16 protein-coding genes and 1 pseudogene are annotated in these 17,313 nt (G+C 72.6%); 6 read left to right on the top strand and 11 right to left on the bottom strand.

Annotated features, from left to right (window positions below; all coding sequences use genetic code 11):
* Window positions 1-56: 56 nt before the first annotated feature.
* The 8 genes and pseudogenes from CFP65_RS05885 to infC form a co-directional block, all read right to left on the bottom strand.
* A complete protein-coding gene (locus tag CFP65_RS05885) occupies window positions 57-899 on the bottom strand; it encodes a chitosanase (protein ID WP_104815078.1) in 843 nt (280 codons plus the stop codon).
* A 236-nt stretch (window positions 900-1,135) separates the two neighbouring features.
* Window positions 1,136-3,649: a phenylalanine--tRNA ligase subunit beta gene (gene pheT, locus CFP65_RS05890; RefSeq protein ID WP_104815079.1), complete on the bottom strand. Its 2,514-nt coding sequence runs from the start codon at window positions 3,647-3,649 to the stop codon at window positions 1,136-1,138.
* The gene (gene pheS / locus CFP65_RS05895; RefSeq protein ID WP_104815080.1) at window positions 3,649-4,770 is read right to left on the bottom strand and encodes a phenylalanine--tRNA ligase subunit alpha; all 1,122 of its coding nucleotides are present in this window, start codon (window positions 4,768-4,770) and stop codon (window positions 3,649-3,651) included. The genes pheT and pheS overlap by 1 nt, the downstream gene beginning before the upstream one ends.
* A gap of 163 nt (window positions 4,771-4,933) precedes the next feature.
* Window positions 4,934-6,036, bottom strand: a pseudogene (locus CFP65_RS05900) (ATP-binding protein).
* A 95-nt stretch (window positions 6,037-6,131) separates the two neighbouring features.
* The gene (locus CFP65_RS05905; protein WP_104815081.1) at window positions 6,132-6,992 is read right to left on the bottom strand and encodes an RNA methyltransferase; all 861 of its coding nucleotides are present in this window, start codon (window positions 6,990-6,992) and stop codon (window positions 6,132-6,134) included.
* 163 nt (window positions 6,993-7,155) lie between these two features.
* Entirely contained in the window at window positions 7,156-7,548 is a 393-nt protein-coding gene (gene rplT / locus CFP65_RS05910) for a 50S ribosomal protein L20 (RefSeq protein WP_104815082.1), read from the bottom strand.
* Between the two features lie 109 nt (window positions 7,549-7,657).
* Window positions 7,658-7,852: a 50S ribosomal protein L35 gene (gene rpmI / locus CFP65_RS05915; protein WP_104815083.1), complete on the bottom strand. Its 195-nt coding sequence runs from the start codon at window positions 7,850-7,852 to the stop codon at window positions 7,658-7,660.
* A gap of 140 nt (window positions 7,853-7,992) precedes the next feature.
* Window positions 7,993-8,754 carry a translation initiation factor IF-3 gene (gene infC, locus CFP65_RS05920; protein WP_104815084.1) on the bottom strand — a complete coding sequence of 254 codons (762 nt, stop codon included), beginning with the start codon at window positions 8,752-8,754 and terminating at the stop codon, window positions 7,993-7,995.
* A gap of 445 nt (window positions 8,755-9,199) precedes the next feature.
* On the opposite strand from infC, the gene CFP65_RS05925 reads away from it, so the two are divergent.
* Window positions 9,200-9,577, top strand: a complete 378-nt coding sequence (locus CFP65_RS05925) for a DUF1844 domain-containing protein (protein ID WP_174805505.1) — start codon at window positions 9,200-9,202, stop codon at window positions 9,575-9,577.
* 116 nt (window positions 9,578-9,693) lie between these two features.
* Here the strand turns inward: CFP65_RS05925 and CFP65_RS05930 are convergent, their stop codons facing one another.
* On the bottom strand, window positions 9,694-10,407 hold the full coding sequence (locus CFP65_RS05930; RefSeq protein ID WP_104815085.1) for an SseB family protein: 714 nt from the start codon (window positions 10,405-10,407) through the stop codon (window positions 9,694-9,696).
* 101 nt (window positions 10,408-10,508) lie between these two features.
* Here CFP65_RS05930 and CFP65_RS05935 point away from each other — a divergent pair, with 101 nt between their 5' ends.
* Window positions 10,509-11,702, top strand: coding sequence for an amino acid deaminase/aldolase (locus tag CFP65_RS05935; RefSeq protein ID WP_104820684.1), 1,194 nt, complete (start codon window positions 10,509-10,511; stop codon window positions 11,700-11,702).
* 67 nt (window positions 11,703-11,769) lie between these two features.
* Window positions 11,770-12,144: a hypothetical protein gene (locus CFP65_RS05940; RefSeq protein WP_104815086.1), complete on the top strand. Its 375-nt coding sequence runs from the start codon at window positions 11,770-11,772 to the stop codon at window positions 12,142-12,144.
* Between the two features lie 56 nt (window positions 12,145-12,200).
* Here the strand turns inward: CFP65_RS05940 and CFP65_RS05945 are convergent, their stop codons facing one another.
* Together CFP65_RS05945 and CFP65_RS05950 are read right to left on the bottom strand one after the other, a co-directional pair.
* Window positions 12,201-13,370, bottom strand: coding sequence for a DUF2510 domain-containing protein (locus CFP65_RS05945; protein ID WP_104815087.1), 1,170 nt, complete (start codon window positions 13,368-13,370; stop codon window positions 12,201-12,203).
* Between the two features lie 100 nt (window positions 13,371-13,470).
* Window positions 13,471-14,016 (bottom strand): SDR family NAD(P)-dependent oxidoreductase, encoded by a 546-nt coding sequence (locus tag CFP65_RS05950; RefSeq protein WP_158702051.1) that lies wholly within the window; start codon window positions 14,014-14,016, stop codon window positions 13,471-13,473.
* Window positions 14,017-14,150: 134 nt separating this feature from the next.
* Between CFP65_RS05950 and CFP65_RS05955 the strand changes: the two genes are divergently transcribed.
* The 3 genes from CFP65_RS05955 to CFP65_RS05965 all read left to right on the top strand — a co-directional run bounded on the left by CFP65_RS05955 (window position 14,151) and on the right by CFP65_RS05965 (window position 17,135).
* Entirely contained in the window at window positions 14,151-14,948 is a 798-nt protein-coding gene (locus CFP65_RS05955; RefSeq protein ID WP_104815089.1) for a gamma-glutamyl-gamma-aminobutyrate hydrolase family protein, read from the top strand.
* A 25-nt stretch (window positions 14,949-14,973) separates the two neighbouring features.
* Entirely contained in the window at window positions 14,974-16,074 is a 1,101-nt protein-coding gene (locus CFP65_RS05960) for a cation diffusion facilitator family transporter (RefSeq protein ID WP_104815090.1), read from the top strand.
* A gap of 89 nt (window positions 16,075-16,163) precedes the next feature.
* The gene (locus CFP65_RS05965) at window positions 16,164-17,135 is read left to right on the top strand and encodes a 5'-3' exonuclease (protein WP_104820685.1); all 972 of its coding nucleotides are present in this window, start codon (window positions 16,164-16,166) and stop codon (window positions 17,133-17,135) included.
* Window positions 17,136-17,313: the final 178 nt, after the last annotated feature.

Genomic DNA, 17,313 nt, shown 5'->3' on the forward strand with positions numbered 1-17,313 from the left:
AAAAACCCCGGAGGGGACGGCCGACGGCCTTCCCCTCCCCCCACCTTGACGGTCAATCAGCTATTGATGCTGTACGGGTCGCCGTAGACCTTCCACTTGAGCGGCGGGTTGAGGTCGAAGTTCTTGGCGTTCAGGAAGACCAGCTGCTCGGTGTCGACCCTGCTGGTGTCGCTGTGCGCCTCCTCCTTCTTCATGACCACCTTCCGGGCGTCCAGGAAGGCCTTGAGGTAGGTGGCCTCGTCGCCGCCCTGGGCGGGGGTCTTGGCCTTCTTCATGGCCGCCGCGCGGATGCCGCCGAAGCTGTCGCCGTCGTTGCCCGGGCCGTGCATCACGATGGCGTCGTAGTAGATGAACTGGCCGAGCGCGCGCAGGCCGTCGGCCTTGCCCTGCTTGACGGCGGGGTTGAAGTAGACCCGGTCGCGCTCGTCGTTCTGGGCCTGCTGGAAGACGGTGTCCTTGGCGGCGGTGGCCCAGTCCTTCACGAACGCGCTGCCGAGGCCGGAGTGCGAGGCGCTGCCGTTGACCTTCTTCAGGGCGGGCAGGTACTTGGCGAGGATGTTGCCGGACTTGAGGTCGGTGTAGTGCTGGACGAGGTCGAGCATGTCGCCGGTGCCGGAGCAGAAGCCGATGATCCCGGCGGTGTAGCCCCGGCCGTCACCGATGTCCTCGATGTACTTGTACTGGGCCTTCCAGTCGAGCGAGGAGTTCTCCGCGCTGGAGACGAGCTCCATCGCGATCTCCTTCTTGTGCGCGTCGTCCAGGCCGACCCCGGCCTGGACGGCGGCGGTGACGCTGGCCGGGGCGGCGGCGTTCGAGACGCCCGCCGCGGCGACGGTGATGGGGGCCGCGGCGAGGACGATCGCCAGGGCGAGACGGGCCGTACGGTGCTGAGCAGGCATGACAGCTCCCCAGGACGTGTTAGGAAAGTTTCCTAACTTGGCGTGGGTCGATTGAAGCGCCCAACCCACTGTCGCCGCAAGAGCCTTGTCACGTCCCGCTCATGCCCGATCAGGCAGCCCTCCCTGCCCGGGGGCTCGATCTCGGACGGAGCAGCGCAGCTCACCCCGTCCGGAGCAGCAGAAGGGCCCTGCCCCGGACGGTGTCCGGGGCAGGGCCCTTCGCGAGCAGAGCCGCGTTACGCGCCGCGCAGCACCGCGCCCGTGCGGGCGTTCGCCTCGGCGACGGCGGCGGCGCGGGCGGCCGACGCCTCCTCGGCGGTCAGGGTGCGGTCGGTGGCGCGGAAGCGCAGGGAGTAGGCCAGCGACTTCTTGCCCTCGCCCGCCTGCTCGCCGGTGAAGACGTCGAACAGGCGGATGGCCTCCAGGAGTTCGCCCGCGCCCGAGCGCAGGGCGGTCTCCACCTCGGCGGCCGGCACAGCGGAGTCGACGATCAGCGCGACGTCCTGGGTGGCCACCGGGTAGCCGGAGACCGTCGGGCCGCTGACCCGCTGCTCGCCGCCGGCGAAGAGCAGGTCGAGGTCGATCTCCATCGCGCTGGTGCGCTCCGGCAGGTTGAGCGCCTTGATCACCCGCGGGTGCAGCTCACCGGCGTGGCCGACCACGGTCTCGCCGACCAGCAGCTCGGCGCAGCGGCCCGGGTGCCACGGGGCGGTGCGGCCCTGGCGGACCGTCAGCTCGACCCCGGCGGCCGAGGCGACGGTACGGGCCGCCTCGATCGCGTCGGCCCAGCCGGCCGGAGCGCCCTTGCCCCACCAGCCGGACGGCAGCCGCTCGCCCGCGAGGGCCACGGCCACCCGGCGCGGCTGGTGCGGCAGCGCCGCGTTGAGCGTGGCCAGCTCCTCCTCGGTCGGACGGCGGTCCACCGGCAGGCGGGGAGCCACGCGCAGCTCCGCCTTGGGGAGGAAGACGGTGCCGGCCTCGAAGATCGCCAGGTCGGTGTTGCCCCGGCCGATGTTGCGCCGCAGCGCACCGAGCAGGCCCGGCAGCAGCGTGGTGCGCAGCGCCGGCTCCTCGTCGTTCAGCGGGTTGACCAGCTTCACCGTGCGGCGGCGCTCGTCGTCCTTCTCCAGGCCGAGCGCGTCGAACGCGGCCTCACCCAGGAAGGGGTAGTTGTTGACCTCGACGTAGCCCGCGCCCGCGAGCGCCACGCCGGTGCGGCGGTGGAAGCGCTGCGCCTCGGTCAGGCCGCGGCCCGGCGGCACGGTGGGCATCCGGGCGGGCACGTTGTCGTAGCCCTCCAGGCGGATGACCTCCTCCGCGAGGTCGTACGGGTCGGTCAGGTCGGGGCGCCAGCTCGGCGGGGTGACCTCGAGGATGTCGGCGCCCGCGACGGTGCAGCCGATCTCCTGCAGGCGCCGGGTGACGGTCTCGCGGCCGTACTCGGTGCCCGCCACGCGATCCGGCAGGTCGGCGTCGATCGCGATGGTCCGCAGCGGGTGCGGGGCCGCGATGTCGGTGACCCCGGCCTCGGCGGTGCCGCCGGCGATCAGGACCAGCAGGTCCACGGCGCGCTGCGCGGCGGCCCGGGCGGCCTCCGGGTCGACCCCGCGCTCGAAGCGCTTGGAGGCCTCGGAGGGCAGCTTGTGCCGCTTGGCGGCGCGCGCGATGGTGACCGGCTCGAAGTGCGCGGCCTCGATGATGATCTCGGTCGAGCCGGTGACCTCGCCGGTCTCCGGGTCGGTGACCGGGTCGAGGATCTCGGTCGAGGCGCCGCCCATGACACCCGCCAGGCCGATCGGCCCGGAGTTGTCGCAGATCAGCAGGTCCTCGGCGGAGAGCTTGCGCTTGGTGCCGTCCAGCGTGGTCAGCACCTCGCCCTCGACGGCGCGGCGGACCTGGATCGGGCCGTCCACCCGCTCGCGGTCGTAGGCGTGCAGCGGCTGGCCGACCTCGAGCATCACGTAGTTGGTGATGTCCACGGTCAGCGAGATCGGGCGGATGCCCGACTTCTGCAGCCGGCGCTGGAGCCAGATCGGCGACTTCGCGGCCGGGTCGACCCCGGTGACGGTGCGCGCCACGAAGCGGTCGCAGCCGGTCGGGTCGGCGACCTTGACCATGTACCCGTAGGAGTTGGCCGGCGGCACGTCCAGCAGCGCCGGGTCGGCCAGCGGCAGCCCGTAGGCGGCGGCGGCCTCGCGGGCCACGCCGCGCATGGAGAGGCAGTAGCCGCGGTCCGGGGTGACGGCGATGTCCAGCACCTCGTCGACCAGCTGGAGCAGCTCGATCGCGTCGGTGCCCACCTCGTACTCCGGCGGGAGCACGATGATGCCGTCGTGGTCGTCGCCCATGCCGAGCTCGCGGGCGGAGCAGATCATGCCGGCCGAGGTCTGGCCGTAGGTCTGCCGCGCGGCGATCGGGAAGGGGCCGGGCAGCACGGCGCCCGGGAGCACCACGACGACCTTGTCGCCCACGGCGAAGTTCCGCGCGCCGCAGACGATCTCCTGCGGCTCGCCGGTGCCGTTGGCGTCGCCGACGTTGACGAAGCAGTGGCGGATCGGCTTCTTGAAGCCGGTCAGCTCCTCGATGGAGAGCACCTGGCCGACCACCAGCGGGCCCTTGAGGTCGGTGCCGATCTGCTCGACCGTCTCGACCTCCAGGCCGGCCCGGACGAGGCGGGCGGCGACGTCGCGGCCGGTCTCGCCCGCCGGCAGGTCGACGTACTCACGCAGCCAGGAAAGCGGGACGCGCATCAGATCTCCATCCCGAACGGGAGGGTGAAGCGGACGTCACCCTCGACCATGTCGCGCATGTCGGCGACGTTGTGTCGGTTCATCAGGATCCGCTCCAGGCCCAGGCCGAAGGCGAACCCGCTGTAGCGGTTGGGGTCCACGCCGCAGGCGACCAGCACCCGGGGGTTGACGACGCCGCAGCCACCGAGCTCGATCCAGCCCTCGGAGGAGCAGGTGCGGCAGGGCTTGTCCGGGTTGCCGATGCTCTCGCCCCGGCAGACGAAGCACTGCAGGTCGATCTCGGCGCTCGGCTCGGTGAACGGGAAGTACGAGGGCCGCCAGCGCAGCTCCAGGCCGTCGCCGATGAGCTTGGAGACCAGCAGCTCGATGGTGCCCTTGAGGTCGGCGAAGGTGATGCCCTCGTCCACCGCGAGGCCCTCGACCTGGCGGAAGACCGGGGTGTGGGTCGCGTCCAGCTCGTCGGTCCGGTAGACCCGGCCGGGGCAGACCACGTAGACCGGCGGCTCGCGGTCGAGCAGGGTGCGGGCCTGGACCGGGGAGGTCTGGGTGCGCAGCACCACACCGGAGTCGGCGGAGCCGTCCGGGGCCTGCACGAAGAAGGTGTCCTGCATCGAGCGGGCCGGGTGGTCCTCACCCAGGTTGAGCGCGTCGAAGTTCAGCCACTCGGCCTCGACCTCGGGGCCCTCGGCCACCTCGTAGCCCATGGCCACGAAGGTGTCCTCGATCCGCTCGGCCAGGGTGGTCAGCGGGTGCCGGGCGCCGCGCGGGGTGCGGTCGTACGGCAGCGTGACGTCCACCGCCTCCTCGACCAGCACTCGGGCGTCCCGCTCCGCCTCCAGCTCGACCTGGCGCTTGGCCAGCGCCTGGTTGACGGCGCCACGGGCCTGGCCGATCAGCTTGCCGGCCGCGGCCTTGGCCTGCGGCGGCAGCGCGCCGATCTCGCGGTTGGCCAGCGACAGCGCCGAGCGGTCGCCGGTGTGGGCGACCTTGGCCGCCTTCAGCTCCTCCAGCGTGGCGGCGGCGGCGAAGGCCGCGACGGCCTCGTCCCGGGCGCGCTCGACCTCTTCGGGCTTCAATGCCTCGACCTCTACCGGGTCGTAGGACTTGTTGGGTGCGGACATCTCTATCTTTCCCGTGCTCCTGCTCGTGTTGTGCCGAGGTATGGGCTCGCGCCTCCCGCGGCCACGCCGCGCCAGGGCGTCGCGCAACGCCAAAGGACGAGTGTAGTCGCAGCCCGCGTAACGCCCGTTCGCCCGATTACTCAGAGCATGCTCTCCGTGCTCGTCAGAGCATGAAGTCGGGGACGCCCGCGGGCAGGATAAATCGGAACTGGGCCCCCCGCCGGGCGCGCGGCTGATCCGGATGGTGCCGCAGTGCGCCTCGACGATGCCCTTCACGATGTAGAGGCCGAGGCCCGTGCCGCCGCGCTTGGAACCGCGCCAGAACCGGGTGAAGACGCGCGGCATCGACTCCTCGGGGATGCCGGTGCCTTCGTCGCTCACGGTGACCGACGTCCCTTCCATGACCTTGGGCGGAGTGCCGGGGCGCTCCCAGACGGCCGCCTCGACCACTTCCTTGGCGGGGGCCACCTCGATGGTGACAGTTCCCTCGCCGTGCCGCACCGCGTTTTCCAGCAGGTTGGCGAGCACCTGGTCGATCTTGTCCGGGTCGGCCCAGAGCTGGGTGAGCGGCTCGGTGATCCGGATGTCGAACCGCTCGGCCGGGCAGCCGGCGGCCACCTTGCCGTCCACGTGCCGGCGCACCGCCGCGGCCAGGTCGACCACCTGCTTGCGCAGCTCCAGCCGGCCGGCGTCGATCCGGGAGATGTCGAGCAGCTCGGCGATCAGCCGGGTCACCCGGTCGGCGTCGGCGTCCACGCTCTCCAGCATCCAGCGCTTCTGCTCGTCGGTGAACCGCTCCCACTTGGCCAGCAGGGTCTTGGTGAAGCCCTTGACGCTGGTGAGCGGCGAGCGCAGCTCGTGCGCGACGGTGGCGATCAGCTCGGCGTGTCCGCGCTCGGTGCGGCGGCGGGCCTCGGTGCCGCGCAGCGCCACCACCACCCGCTCCACCGGCCCCTGCGCCCGCTCCCGGACGTACCGGGCGGAGACCAGCACCTCGCGCCCGCCGGGCAGCAGCAGGTTGCGCTCTGGCTGCCCGGTGCGCACGGCCAGGCCGCCGTACGGGTCGGTCAGGGGCCACCAGCGCCGACCGTCCAGGTCCTCCAGCGGCAGCGCCTGCTCCAGCGGGGTGCCCAGCGCGGTGGCCGCGCGGATGCCGGTGAGCCGGGCGGCGGCGGCGTTGAAGCAGACCACGGTGCCGGTGCGGTCGGCGATCACCAGACCGTCCGGCAGGTCGTCCGGGTGCCACTCGGACCCGCTGCCGACCATGGGCGCCCTCCCCAGTAACCCACTACCCACTGTGTGCGTCCCCCCACTGTCCGAACCCTAGCGCCCCGATCACGTCCAGGCGAGATCCAGCACGGTCACGTCCGGCAGCCGCCCGGGGAGCGCTGGGCGCGCGCCGAGGCGTAGAGGCAGACGGCGGCGGCGGTGGCCAGGTTGAGGCTCTCGGCGTGGCCGTGGATCGGCACCTTCACCACCTCGTCGGCCAGCGCCCTGGTCTCCTCCGGCAGGCCCCAGGCCTCGTTGCCGAAGACCCAGGCGCCGGGCGCGCCGAGGGTGCCCTCGTCCAGCTCCTGGTCCAGGTCGCGCTGCCCCGCACCGTCGGCGGCCAGCACCCGCACCCCGGCCGCGCGCAGCCGCCCGACCGCCTCCTCCACCGGCACCCCCACCGCGAACGGCAGGTGGAACAGGCTGCCCACCGAGGCCCGGACGGCCTTGGGGTTGTACGGGTCCACCGAGGCGTCGGTGAGGATCACGGCGTCGGCCCCGGCGGCGTCGGCGGTGCGCAGCACGGTGCCCGCGTTCCCGGGGTCGCGGACGTGGGCGAGGATCGCCACCAGCTTCGGGCGGGCCGCGAGGACGTCCTCGAACGGCGTGTCCAGGAAGCGGCAGAGCGCCACGATGCCCTGCGGGGTCACCGTGTCGCAGATCTCGGCGATCACCTCGTCGGTGGCGGTGAGCACCGGCAGCCCGGCCGTCAGCGCGGCCTCGACGATGTCGGCGTGCCGCTCGGCCGCCTCGGGGGTGAGGTAGACCTCGACCACCACGTGCTCGCTCGACCCGGCCGGCCGCCCGTACGCGACCGCCTCGCGGACGGCCTGCGGGCCCTCCGCCAGGAAGCGCCGCTCCTTGCTCCGCTGGTTGCGCCGGGCCAGCTTGCGGGCGGCGATGACGCGGGGCGAGCGCAGGGAGGTGAGCAGGGGGGTGTCGGTGCTCTGCATGCTCTCGATCTCTGTGGACGGGCCAGGCGATCTGGGTGGACGGGCCGGGCGGAAATGCACTCGGCCCCGCAGACGGAGCGCCTGCGGGGCCGAGGAAAGCTTGGTGCCTCAGCGGGCACCGAATCCGTGCCGTCCGCCCGTCACCGGGCGGTCAGGGGCGGATTCAGGCGGCGACGGCGGCCTTGGGGGCGTTGACGTCGGCCGGGAGCGCCTTCTGGGCGACCTCGACGAGCGAGGCGAAGGTGGCCGGGTCGTTCACGGCGAGGTCGGCCAGCATCTTGCGGTCGATCTCGACGTTCGCGATCTTCAGACCCTGCACGAAGCGGTTGTAGGTGATGCCGTTGGCACGGGCCGCAGCGTTGATGCGCTGGATCCAGAGCTGGCGGAAGTCACCCTTGCGCTTCTTGCGGTCGTTGTAGTTGTAAACGAGCGAGTGGGTGACCTGCTCCTTGGCCTTGCGGTACAGGCGCGAGCGCTGGCCACGGTAACCGCTGGCGCGCTCGAGGATGACCCGGCGCTTCTTGTGGGCGTTGACTGCCCGCTTGACGCGTGCCACTTCATTACTCCTTGGGTTGGACCACGGACTACTTCACGTGGTCCGTCAATCGAATGGGTCGGGAAGGATCAGCTGCCCCGCGAGCACCTTGCGGGCCGCGGGAGGGCGATCACAGCCCGAGAAGCTTCTTGATCTTCTTGGCGTCGCCGGGGGCCATCTCGGCGTTGCCGGCCAGCTTGCGGGTCAGCGTGGAGGGCTTGTGCTCAAGGTAGTGGCGACGGCCGGCGCGCTCACGCAGCACCTTGCCCGAGCCCGTGATCTTGAAGCGCTTGCTCGAGCCGCTGTGGGTCTTCTGCTTCGGCATATCGCCGTTTCTCCTCGTCGGTCCGTCCCCGCCCCTGCATCGCTGCGGGGGCGGGAACTGGATGGATCCTCGGTGCCCGGGCGGGACGCCCCGGTACCGTCGTGGCCGATCCACCCGGACTGCGCGGAACCCCGGAGGGCTCAGGCGTCCTGAGTGGCCTCGGCCGGCTTCTCGACCTCGGCGGCGTCCTCGGCAGCCTCGGTGACCTCGGCGGTCTCCTCGGCGTCCTCGACGTCGTCGATCTCGTCGGCCTCCGCCTCGGCGGCGGCGTTCTCGGCCTCGAGCGCCGCGTCGTCAGCCGCAGCCTGGTCGTCGGCGCCGCTGTTGCGGCCCTGACGCTCGGCCTTGCGGGCGTCCGCGATCGCACGGGCCTCGGCCATCGCCTCGGTCTTCTTCTTGTGCGGGCCAAGCACCATGATCATGTTACGGCCGTCCTGCTTGGCCGAGGACTCCACGAAGCCCAGGTCCTGGACGTCGTTGGCGAGCCGCTGGAGCAGTCGGAAGCCCAGCTCGGGGCGGGACTGCTCACGACCACGGAACATGATCGTGATCTTGACCTTGTCACCCTGCTTGAGGAACCGGACGACGTGACCCTTCTTGGTGTCATAGTCGTGCGGGTCGATCTTCGGCCGGAGCTTCATCTCCTTGATGACCGTGTGCGCCTGGTTCTTGCGCGCCTCACGGGCCTTCATGGCCGACTCGTACTTGAACTTGCCGTAGTCCATGAGCTTGCACACCGGCGGCCGGGCGGTCGCCGCGACCTCGACCAGGTCGAGGTCGTACTCCTGCGCGAGCTCCAGCGCCTTGGCAAGCGGCACGATGCCGACCTGCTCGCCGCTGGGACCGACGAGTCGCACCTCGGGGACGCGAATCCGGTCGTTGATGCGGGGCTCGGTGCTGATGGGGCCTCCTTGGTTGCACCTTCTGCGCCGCGGCCGTCCGACGGCCGCGGGTAGTGGACTCGACCACTGGGCGGGGCTTCATTCGTGCTGCGCTGCCTTGCGGCTGCATGCACCGCGACACGAAAAAAGCCCCGCTCGGTACAGGCGGGGCTCCACACAACCGGAGGCTGCGCCCCTTGTCTCTGGGACGCTGCTGGCGACTCCCTGCGCCCTTGCGGGCCGGTGTCGCGGACCGGAGACCCGTCGACCGCGAGGTCGATCAGGTGGGAGACTTTCGTGGTTGCCCTCTCGGGCCTCCTGAGTGGAGCCTCCACTTGCTGGCCTGGTGCCCATGAGAGCTCCTGGCCGGTCAGTCTCGAAGCTTACGCTACTGATGCCGGTATTGAAAATGCGGGCTTGTACGCTGGGTGGCGTACTTCTGCCAGCCCCGACGGAGTGAGCCACCTTGAGCGCCCAGCCCACCGACCCGACCGACCTCGCCGAGGACCAGATCGGCTTCGACGACCTCACCCGTGACATCGCGGAGGTCCCGGCCGTCGAGGTGATCACCACCGTCGCGGTGCACCTGATGAGCGCGGCGGCCGTCAAGTGCGGCCTCGCCGAGGGCGGCGAGGCCGACAAGGACCTCGACGAGGCCCGCAAGCTGATCACCGCCCTGGCCGGGCTGGTCACCGCCGGCGCCCCTGAGATCAGCAACTTCCACGCCGCCCCGCTGCGGGACGGCCTGAAGTCCCTCCAGCTCGCCTTCCGCGAGGCTTCGCTGGTGCCGGACGCTCCGGGCGCCGGGCCCGGCGAGAAGTTCACGGGCCCCGTGTACAGCTAGTTGCACCATTCAGGGGCGCGGGGAACTGCGCGGATGCGGAAGGTGGCCGACCTGTTGCCTTCCGGATCCGCGCGGTTCCCCGCGCCCCTTTCTTTTGGCGCGCGCCCCAGTGAGGTTCACGCCCCCAGCAGGGCCAGGTCGAGGCCCCGCGTCAGGCGGACCCGCAGGATCGGGTCGGCGGCGAGGGCAGCGGCCAGGCGGCCGGCCAGGGCGCGGATCTCCTCCTCCGGGAGGTCCTCGGCCAGGGCCAGGGCCAGCACGGCGTCGGTCTCGGTGCCGGGGCGCAGCTCGGCGCGGCGGACGGCCGGCTCGACGGCCAGCACCGCGCGGACGGCGGCCTCCACCTCCGGGTCCTTCAGCGGCGGGAGGTAGGGGCGGTTCTCCGCCACGGCCCGCATCGGGGCGCCGGTCAGCTCGTAGGTGACCGGGCCGGCCGGGTCGATCAGGAGCGAGCCGGCCCGCTCGGAGTAGGCCGTCACGGCGGCCTGCGGGGCGGCCACCGGGGCCGGGCGGGCGTCGGCCCGCCAGCGGGCCAGGGTCTCCAGCGAGGTGAAGGCCGGCAGCGCGCGGCGCCCGTCCGGGGCCTCGATCACCGGTACGGCCATGTCGCTGGTCTTCTCGTGCTTGTGCCCGTTGGCGTCCACCTCGACCTCGCCGAGCAGGGCCACGATCGGGACCATCAGCCGGCTGGGCGTCAATGCGGTGAGCAGCGCCCGCTCGGTCTCGGCCGTACGGTCCGCCGCCCAGGCGGCGAGGGCGGCGGTGAGCCGGGGGTCGGCGGTGCCGTCGTCCTCGGCGAATCCGGGGTTCGGGATGTTCTTGCGGTCCACCCGGTGAGCCTATGCCACCTAGGCCTCTCATCCGGCGGTGCCCGTTCGTGCCGAGCCCTACCCATCAGTACGGGTGGTGTGACAGTCTGCGGGCCATGGCGATGCCGACTGCCTCCGACCGGGCCCGCTACGACCGGGCCACCGCGCACCTCGACGCCCCCCTGGCGATCGTCGACCTGGCGGCCTTCGACGCCAACGCCGCCGATCTGGTCCGCCGGGCGGCGGGCAAGCCCGTCCGGGTGGCCAGCAAGTCCGTCCGCTGCCGGGCCCTGCTGGAGCGGGTGCTGGCGATGGACGGCTTCGCCGGCGTCATGAGCTTCACCCTGGCCGAGTCGCTCTGGCTGGCCAGCGAGGGCTTCGAGGACGTGCTGCTCGCCTACCCCTCGGCGGACCGCACCGCCTTCGCCGAGCTGACGGCGGATCCGAAGCTGGCCGCCGCCGTCACCGTGCTGGTGGACGACCCCCGGCAGCTGGACCTGATCGACGCCGCGCGCGGCGGCAGTGAGGAGGTCCGGGTCTGCCTGGAGCTCGACACCGCGCTGCACCTGCTCGGCGGCCGGGTCCGGATCGGCGCGCGGCGCTCGCCGCTGCGCACCCCGGAGGACCTGGCCGACCTGGCCGAGCTCATCCAGCGCCGGCCGGGCTTCCGGGTGGTCGGGCTGATGGCGTACGAGGGCCATGTCGCCGGGGTCGGTGACCGGTTGGCCGGGCGGCCGGTGCGGTCGCGGATGATCCAGCTGATGCAGGCCAAGGCGCGGGCCGAGCTGGCCGACCGGCGCTCGGCGGTGGTCCGCCGCGTCCGGCAGGTGGCCGACCTGGAGTTCGTCAACGGCGGCGGCACCGGCAGCGTGGAGAGCACCGTCGCCGAGGCGGCCGTCACCGAGGTGGCGGCCGGCTCCGGCCTGTACGTGCCCCGGCTCTTCGACAACTACCGCTCGTTCCAGGGCCGCCCCGCCGCCCTCTTCGCTCAGCCGGTGGTCCGGCGCCCCGGCCTCGGCGTGGTCACCGTGCTCGGCGGCGGCTACCCCGCCTCCGGCGCGGCGGGCCCGGACCGCTCGCCAGTGCCGTACCTGCCCGAGGGCCTGCGGTACGACCCGCAGGAGGGCGCGGGCGAGGTGCAGACCCCGCTGCTCGGCTCCGCCGCCGACGACCTGCTGATCGGCGACCGGGTCTGGTTCCGCCACGCCAAGGCCGGCGAGCTCTGCGAGCGCTTCGCCGAGCTCCACCTGATCGAGGGCGACCGGGTGACGGCCACCGTCCCGACCTACCGCGGCGAGGGCCGCACGTTCCTCTGACGGACCGGCAGGCGCTGCCCTAGGCTGGCGTCCTGCCGCATTCGCACGTGTCGGACTGGGGGACGGTATGGAAGCCGAACTGGTGGCGCTGGCCACCTCGGGCGCGACCACGATGGTGAACCTGATGGCCACCAACCTGTGGACCACGGCCCAGGGGCGGTTCGCCGCGCTCTTCGGCCACCGGGCCGAGGCCGTGGCGGAGGAGCTGGAGGAGGTCCGCGAGGCCGGCGGCGAGGCGGAGGATCTGATCGCCGAGTGGCGGCCCCGGCTCCAGCGCCTGCTGGCGGCCGACCCGGCGGCGGCCGCCGCGCTGCGGGCACTGGTCGAGGAGTACGCCCCGCCCGCCGAGGCGCACGGCGGCGGCGTGCAGAACACCATCTCCGGCGGAGAGTTCCACCAGGCCGTCATCCAGACCGGCCACATCGGCAGCGTCAAGCTCTGAACGCGGCGGTGGCCGCCCACCGAAGTGGGCAGCCACCGACTGTGACTGACTGACCGTCAGGTCTTGGTGGTGCCGTCGGCGCCGCCGAGCGGGCCGCCCGAGTAGTCGGTGATGCTGGTGACGATGGCGTCCATCTGGTCCACCGAGGGGGCCTTGTCGGCGATGTCGAAGCCGAGGTGGATGGAGACCAGCGCCGTGTTGTTGGCGTTGGGGAAGACCACCGTCTGCACGTAGCCGTCGTTGCCCTGGGGGGCGTCGACCTTCCAGCGGATCAGGTAGCCGTCGCGGCCGTCGACCTTCACGGCCTGGTTCTTGAGCTCCTGGTGGCCCTTGATGTCGCCGTAGGAGTCCTTGGCGGCGGCGGCGATGTCCGTCTGGGCGGCCGCCTTGGCGTCGGTGCCCTTGAGGCTCTGGGTGGTCACGCCGCCGAGCGAGCAGGTGCCGGAGCCGCCACCCGGGCACTTGTAGCTGCCGACGCTGAGCGCGGCGAAGCCGGTGGCGGTGGTGCCGCCCGTCCAACCGGTCGGGACGGGGATGGAGATCCCGTTGATCGCGTCGATCGCCGGGCCGTCCGAGGAGCCGCCGCCCCGGCCGAGGCTGCCGCCCCCACCGGAGCCGTTCCCCGAACCGTTCCCGCCCCCGAGGCCACCGCCCCCGCCATTGCCGCCGCCGTTGCCCAGGCCGCCACCGGAGCCGTTACCGCCGCCGAAGCCGAACCCGTTGCCCCCGCCGTTGCCGTTGCCGTTGCCGGAGCCGCCGCCATTGCCCGAGCCGCCGTTGCCGAAGCCCGGGAAGCTGTCGCCCCCGTTGCCGTGGCCACCGCCGTTCCCGTTCCCGTTGCCGTAACCGCCGCCGCCGCCGCCGAAGTGGGAGCCGGACTTGCCGGCCGCCCGGGGTGCCGCCTTGGTGTCGGAGCGGCCGTCCATGGCGAGGAAGGTGATGCCGGAGCCGACCACCAGGCCGGCCAGGGCCGCGACGGTGGCGGCGAGGGCGACCGGGCGGGAGAGCTTGCTCCGCTTGCGGGCCGGCTGCATCGCGAGGACCTCGGGCAGCTCGGGGTAGCGGACCGTCGGTCCGCCGTCGAGCACCTCGCCCTCCAGCGCGATGCTCGGCCCGGGCCGGGTGGTGGCCGTCCAGCCCTGCCCGTCCCACCAGCGCTCGGGCCGGGGGCTGCTGTCGGTGTCCTGGGGGTCCGGGTACCACCCGGCGGGAATCTGCTCGCTCACGCCAGAGAATCTAAACGGATTTGGATAAGCGCGATATCAGCACACCGCCGTATCCGCCCTATTTCGGATGAGATTCCGGTGAGAACCGGGAACCCGCAGGTCAGAGCGGCCCCGCGATGATCTTGCCGGAGGCGTCGTCCGCCACGAACTCGGTCGGCGCGAGGAAGGCCGAGCCCGGCCCGGCCAGGAAGGCGACGGCCGCCACGGCCGGCTCGAGGGCGGCGCCCGGCCGCAGCCCGTACACCCGGATGCCCTCCCGGCCGTAGCTTCGGGCCAGCTCGGCGGAGAGCTCCCGGTCGGCCGGGTCGGCGGTGAGGTTCACGATCACGCCGTGGCCGTGCCGCCGCAGGTAGGGCAGCGCCGCCCGGCTGGCCGGCCCCGGTGCGACCGGGTGGACCGCGAGGTCCACTCCCCCGCAGGTCTCGTACGCCTCGTCGTAGAGCGCCTCGACCATGTCCGCGTCGCGGGGGTCGGTGTGCACGAACAGCCCGCCCACCGACCGGGCCACCGCCCGGCCGGCCGGTTCGTCCGCCTCGGCGCAGACCACCCGCAGGCCGTCCGCCGCGAGCCGCTCGGCCACCGCGCGTCCGAGGCCGCTGCCCGCGCCCGTCACCACCGCCACCCGACCACCCGGCCGCCGCACCACCCGAGACTCCCTCCGCCCGTCCGACCCGGCCGACCGTACGCCGAGCGGCGCCCGACCTGTCGGAGAGACGCGCGGAGTTTCGCAATCGGCCCACATTGACGGCGGCTCAGCTGACGTAGGGGGAGAATCCGGACATGACGACCAGACCGGTGATCGGCATCAGCACGCACCTCACCGACGCGACGTGGGACCACTGGTCCGCGCAGCGCGCCGTCCTGCTCCACGAGCGCTACCCCCGGCAGGTGCAGGCCGCCGGGGGCGTCGCGGTGCTGCTGCCGCCCGACGCCCCCGAGCACGCGCCCGAGGCGGTCGCCCGGTTGGACGCCCTGGTGATCGCGGGCGGCCCGGACGTGAACCCCGCCCTGTACGGCGCCCAGCCGCACCCCAGGACGGTGGCCAACGCCCCCGAGCGCGACCGCTGGGAGGCCGCCCTGCTGCGCGCCGCCCTCGCGGCCGGGCTGCCGCTGCTCGGCATCTGCCGGGGCATGCAGCTGCTCAACGTGGTGCGCGGCGGCTCGCTCATCCAGCATCTGCACGAGCCCGGCCCGCACCTGGGCAGCCCGGAGGGCTACGGGCGGCACGCCGTCCGCCCGGTGGCGGGCACGCTGCTGGCCGGGCTGCTGCCGGAGGACTCGGTCTCGGTGCCCACCTATCACCACCAGGCCGTGGAGCGGCTCGGTGTCGGGCTGAGCGTCTCCGCCCTCGCCGAGGACGGCACCGTCGAGGCGATCGAGGCCGCCGAGGGCTTCACCGTGGGGGTCCAGTGGCACCCCGAACAGGGCGCCGACCTGCGGCTGATGCAGGCCCTGGTGCGGGCCGCCCGCAGGCCCGTACCGGCAACGACAACGGTCACCAGTGCAGCCTTTGGATCTTCGTCCGAATTGGGGTTCACTTCCGGTGCGGGGCGGCTGCGGCCCGCGACGGAACGCTGACGCCCGGTACGAAGAGAGGACGGCGATGTCCGACCACGAGCACGACCACACCGACCACTCCGAGCATGCCCAGCACTCCCAGCACTCCCATGACGAGCACGGTGACCACTCCGGCCACTCGCACGGCGGCCATGGTGGTCACGGCGGTCACGGCGGCCATTCGCACGGGGTCGCGGCCGACGCGGACCGGCGCTGGCTGGTCAGCGCGCTGACGCTGATCGTGGCCTTCATGGCCGGCGAGGTCGTGGTCGGCTTCGCCGCCCGGTCGCTGGCGCTGATCTCCGACGCGGCGCACATGCTGACCGACGCCGCCTCGATCGTGCTCGCGCTGATCGCCATGCGGCTCTCGGCCCGGCCGGCCAAGGGCGGCTACACCTACGGGCTGAAGCGGGCCGAGATCCTCTCGGCCCAGGCCAACGGGGTGACCCTGCTGGTGCTCTCCGCCTGGCTCGGGTACGAGGCGATCACCCGGCTGCTCGACCCGCCGGAGGTCGAGGGCTCGCTGGTGCTGATCACCGCGCTGGTCGGGATCGTGGTCAACATCGGCGCCACCTGGTGCATGTCCAAGGCCAACCGGTCCTCGCTCAACGTCGAGGGCGCCTTCCAGCACGTGCTCACCGACCTCTACGCCTTCATCGCCACCGCCGTCGCCGGCCTGATCGTGGTCCTCACCGGGTTCACCCGGGCGGATGCGATCGCCTCGCTGATCGTGGTCGCGCTGATGCTCAAGGCCGGGATCGGGCTGGTCCGCGACTCGGGCCGGATCTTCCTGGAGGCCGCGCCCGCCGGGATCGACCCGGACGCCCTGGCCGACCGCCTGGTCGCCACCCCCGAGGTGGTCGAGATCCACGACCTGCACGTCTGGGAGATCACCTCCGGCCAGCCCGCCCTCTCCGCGCACATCCTGGTCGCCCCCGGCGGCGACTGCCACGCCGTCCGGCGCGGCCTCCAGCGCCGGCTGGCCACCGACTACCGGATCACCCACGCCACCCTCCAGGTCGACCACGTGGGCGAGGACGAGGACCAGCACCTGCTCCAGATCACCCCGGCCGGCGCCGCCACCGGCCCCGACCACTGCGCCGACTCCCACGGCCCGGTCCACCGGCCGGGCCCGCACGACCACTGAGGGCTCCCGTCGGCCGGTGTCTCCCGGTCGGCGGCGCCCGGTTGTCGGTGCGGTGCGGCATGATCTGAGGGGTGACCGCACCCCGCTTGATGCTCCTCGACTCGGCCAGTCTCTACTTCCGGGCGTACTTCGGTGTGCCGGAGTCCCTGCGGGCTCCGGACGGGCAGCCGGTGAACGCCGTCCGGGGGCTGCTGGACTTCATCTCCCGGCTGGTGGAGGACCACCGGCCGGAGCAGCTGGTGGCCTGCATGGACGCCGACTGGCGCCCGCAGTGGCGGGTCGACCTGATCCCCACCTACAAGACCCACCGGGTGGCCGAGGCCGCCGTCGAGGGCGAGGAGGAGATCCCGGACACGCTCGCCCCGCAGGTGCCGGTGATCGAGCAGGTGCTGGACGCCCTCGGGATCGCCCGTGTCGGCGTGCCCGGCTACGAGGCCGACGACGTGATCGGCACCCTGGCCACCAAGGCCACCGGCCCGGTCCGGATCGTCACCGGCGACCGGGAGACTGCAGATTACCAACCCGCGCGCGTCCTGATCGTGACAGGGGACAGAGACCTCTTCCAGCTCGTCGACGACGCCCGCGGCGTCCAGGTCATCTACCCGGTCAAGGGCGTCGGCAACGCCGAGGTCATCACCGAGGCCGCCCTCCTCGACAAGTACGGCGTCACCGGCGCCGAGTACGCCGACATGGCCGCCCTGCGCGGCGACCCCAGCGACGGCCTGCCCGGCGTCAAGGGCATCGGCGAGAAGACCGCCACCCAACTCATCCGCGAGTACGGCGACCTGGCCGGCATCCGCGCCGCGGCCGCCGACCCGGCCTCCAGGCTCACCCCCGCCCGCCGCAAGAACATCCTCGAAGCCGCCCCCTACCTCGACGTCGCGCCAACGGTCGTCCGCGTCGCCACCAACGTCCCCCTCCCCGCCTTCGACCCCACCCTCCCCCGCGAACCCCTCGACCCCATGGCCTTGGAAGAGCTCTCCGCCCGCTGGGGCCTCGGCACCTCCCTCACCCGCCTCCTCGACACCCTCGCCCACGCAGGGACAGGAGTAGCGTCTTGACATCGAAAACGACGTGCTGCGCGCATGGTTGAAGGAGATCCGGGTGAGTGGCTGTTGTCGTTTCGATCTTGAGGGGCGCGGGTCGAACGGGGGTCTCGATCGGGTGAGCGCAGCGGCCGCCGCGCATGAAAGCAGGGCCTCTTGGTAGCTCGAAGGGTGTCTACGCCAAAGAGCGGTC

The sequence above is a fragment of the Kitasatospora sp. MMS16-BH015 genome, from assembly GCF_002943525.1.
Taxonomy (GTDB): domain Bacteria; phylum Actinomycetota; class Actinomycetes; order Streptomycetales; family Streptomycetaceae; genus Kitasatospora.

Excerpts from the sequence above, each read along its gene's own strand:
- pheS (WP_104815080.1), bottom strand. The coding sequence starts at position 4,770 with ATGTCCGCACCCAACAAGTCCTACGACCCGGTAGAGGTCGAGGCATTG.
- CFP65_RS05955 (WP_104815089.1), top strand. The coding sequence starts at position 14,151 with ATGACGACCAGACCGGTGATCGGCATCAGCACGCACCTCACCGACGCG.
- CFP65_RS05965 (WP_104820685.1), top strand. The coding sequence starts at position 16,164 with ATGCTCCTCGACTCGGCCAGTCTCTACTTCCGGGCGTACTTCGGTGTG.
- pheT (WP_104815079.1), bottom strand. The coding sequence starts at position 3,649 with ATGCGCGTCCCGCTTTCCTGGCTGCGTGAGTACGTCGACCTGCCGGCG.
- rpmI (WP_104815083.1), bottom strand. The coding sequence starts at position 7,852 with ATGCCGAAGCAGAAGACCCACAGCGGCTCGAGCAAGCGCTTCAAGATC.
- CFP65_RS05960 (WP_104815090.1), top strand. The coding sequence starts at position 14,974 with ATGTCCGACCACGAGCACGACCACACCGACCACTCCGAGCATGCCCAG.
- CFP65_RS05885 (WP_104815078.1), bottom strand. The coding sequence starts at position 899 with ATGCCTGCTCAGCACCGTACGGCCCGTCTCGCCCTGGCGATCGTCCTC.
- CFP65_RS05905 (WP_104815081.1), bottom strand. The coding sequence starts at position 6,992 with ATGCAGAGCACCGACACCCCCCTGCTCACCTCCCTGCGCTCGCCCCGC.
- CFP65_RS05940 (WP_104815086.1), top strand. The coding sequence starts at position 11,770 with ATGGAAGCCGAACTGGTGGCGCTGGCCACCTCGGGCGCGACCACGATG.
- CFP65_RS05935 (WP_104820684.1), top strand. The coding sequence starts at position 10,509 with ATGCCGACTGCCTCCGACCGGGCCCGCTACGACCGGGCCACCGCGCAC.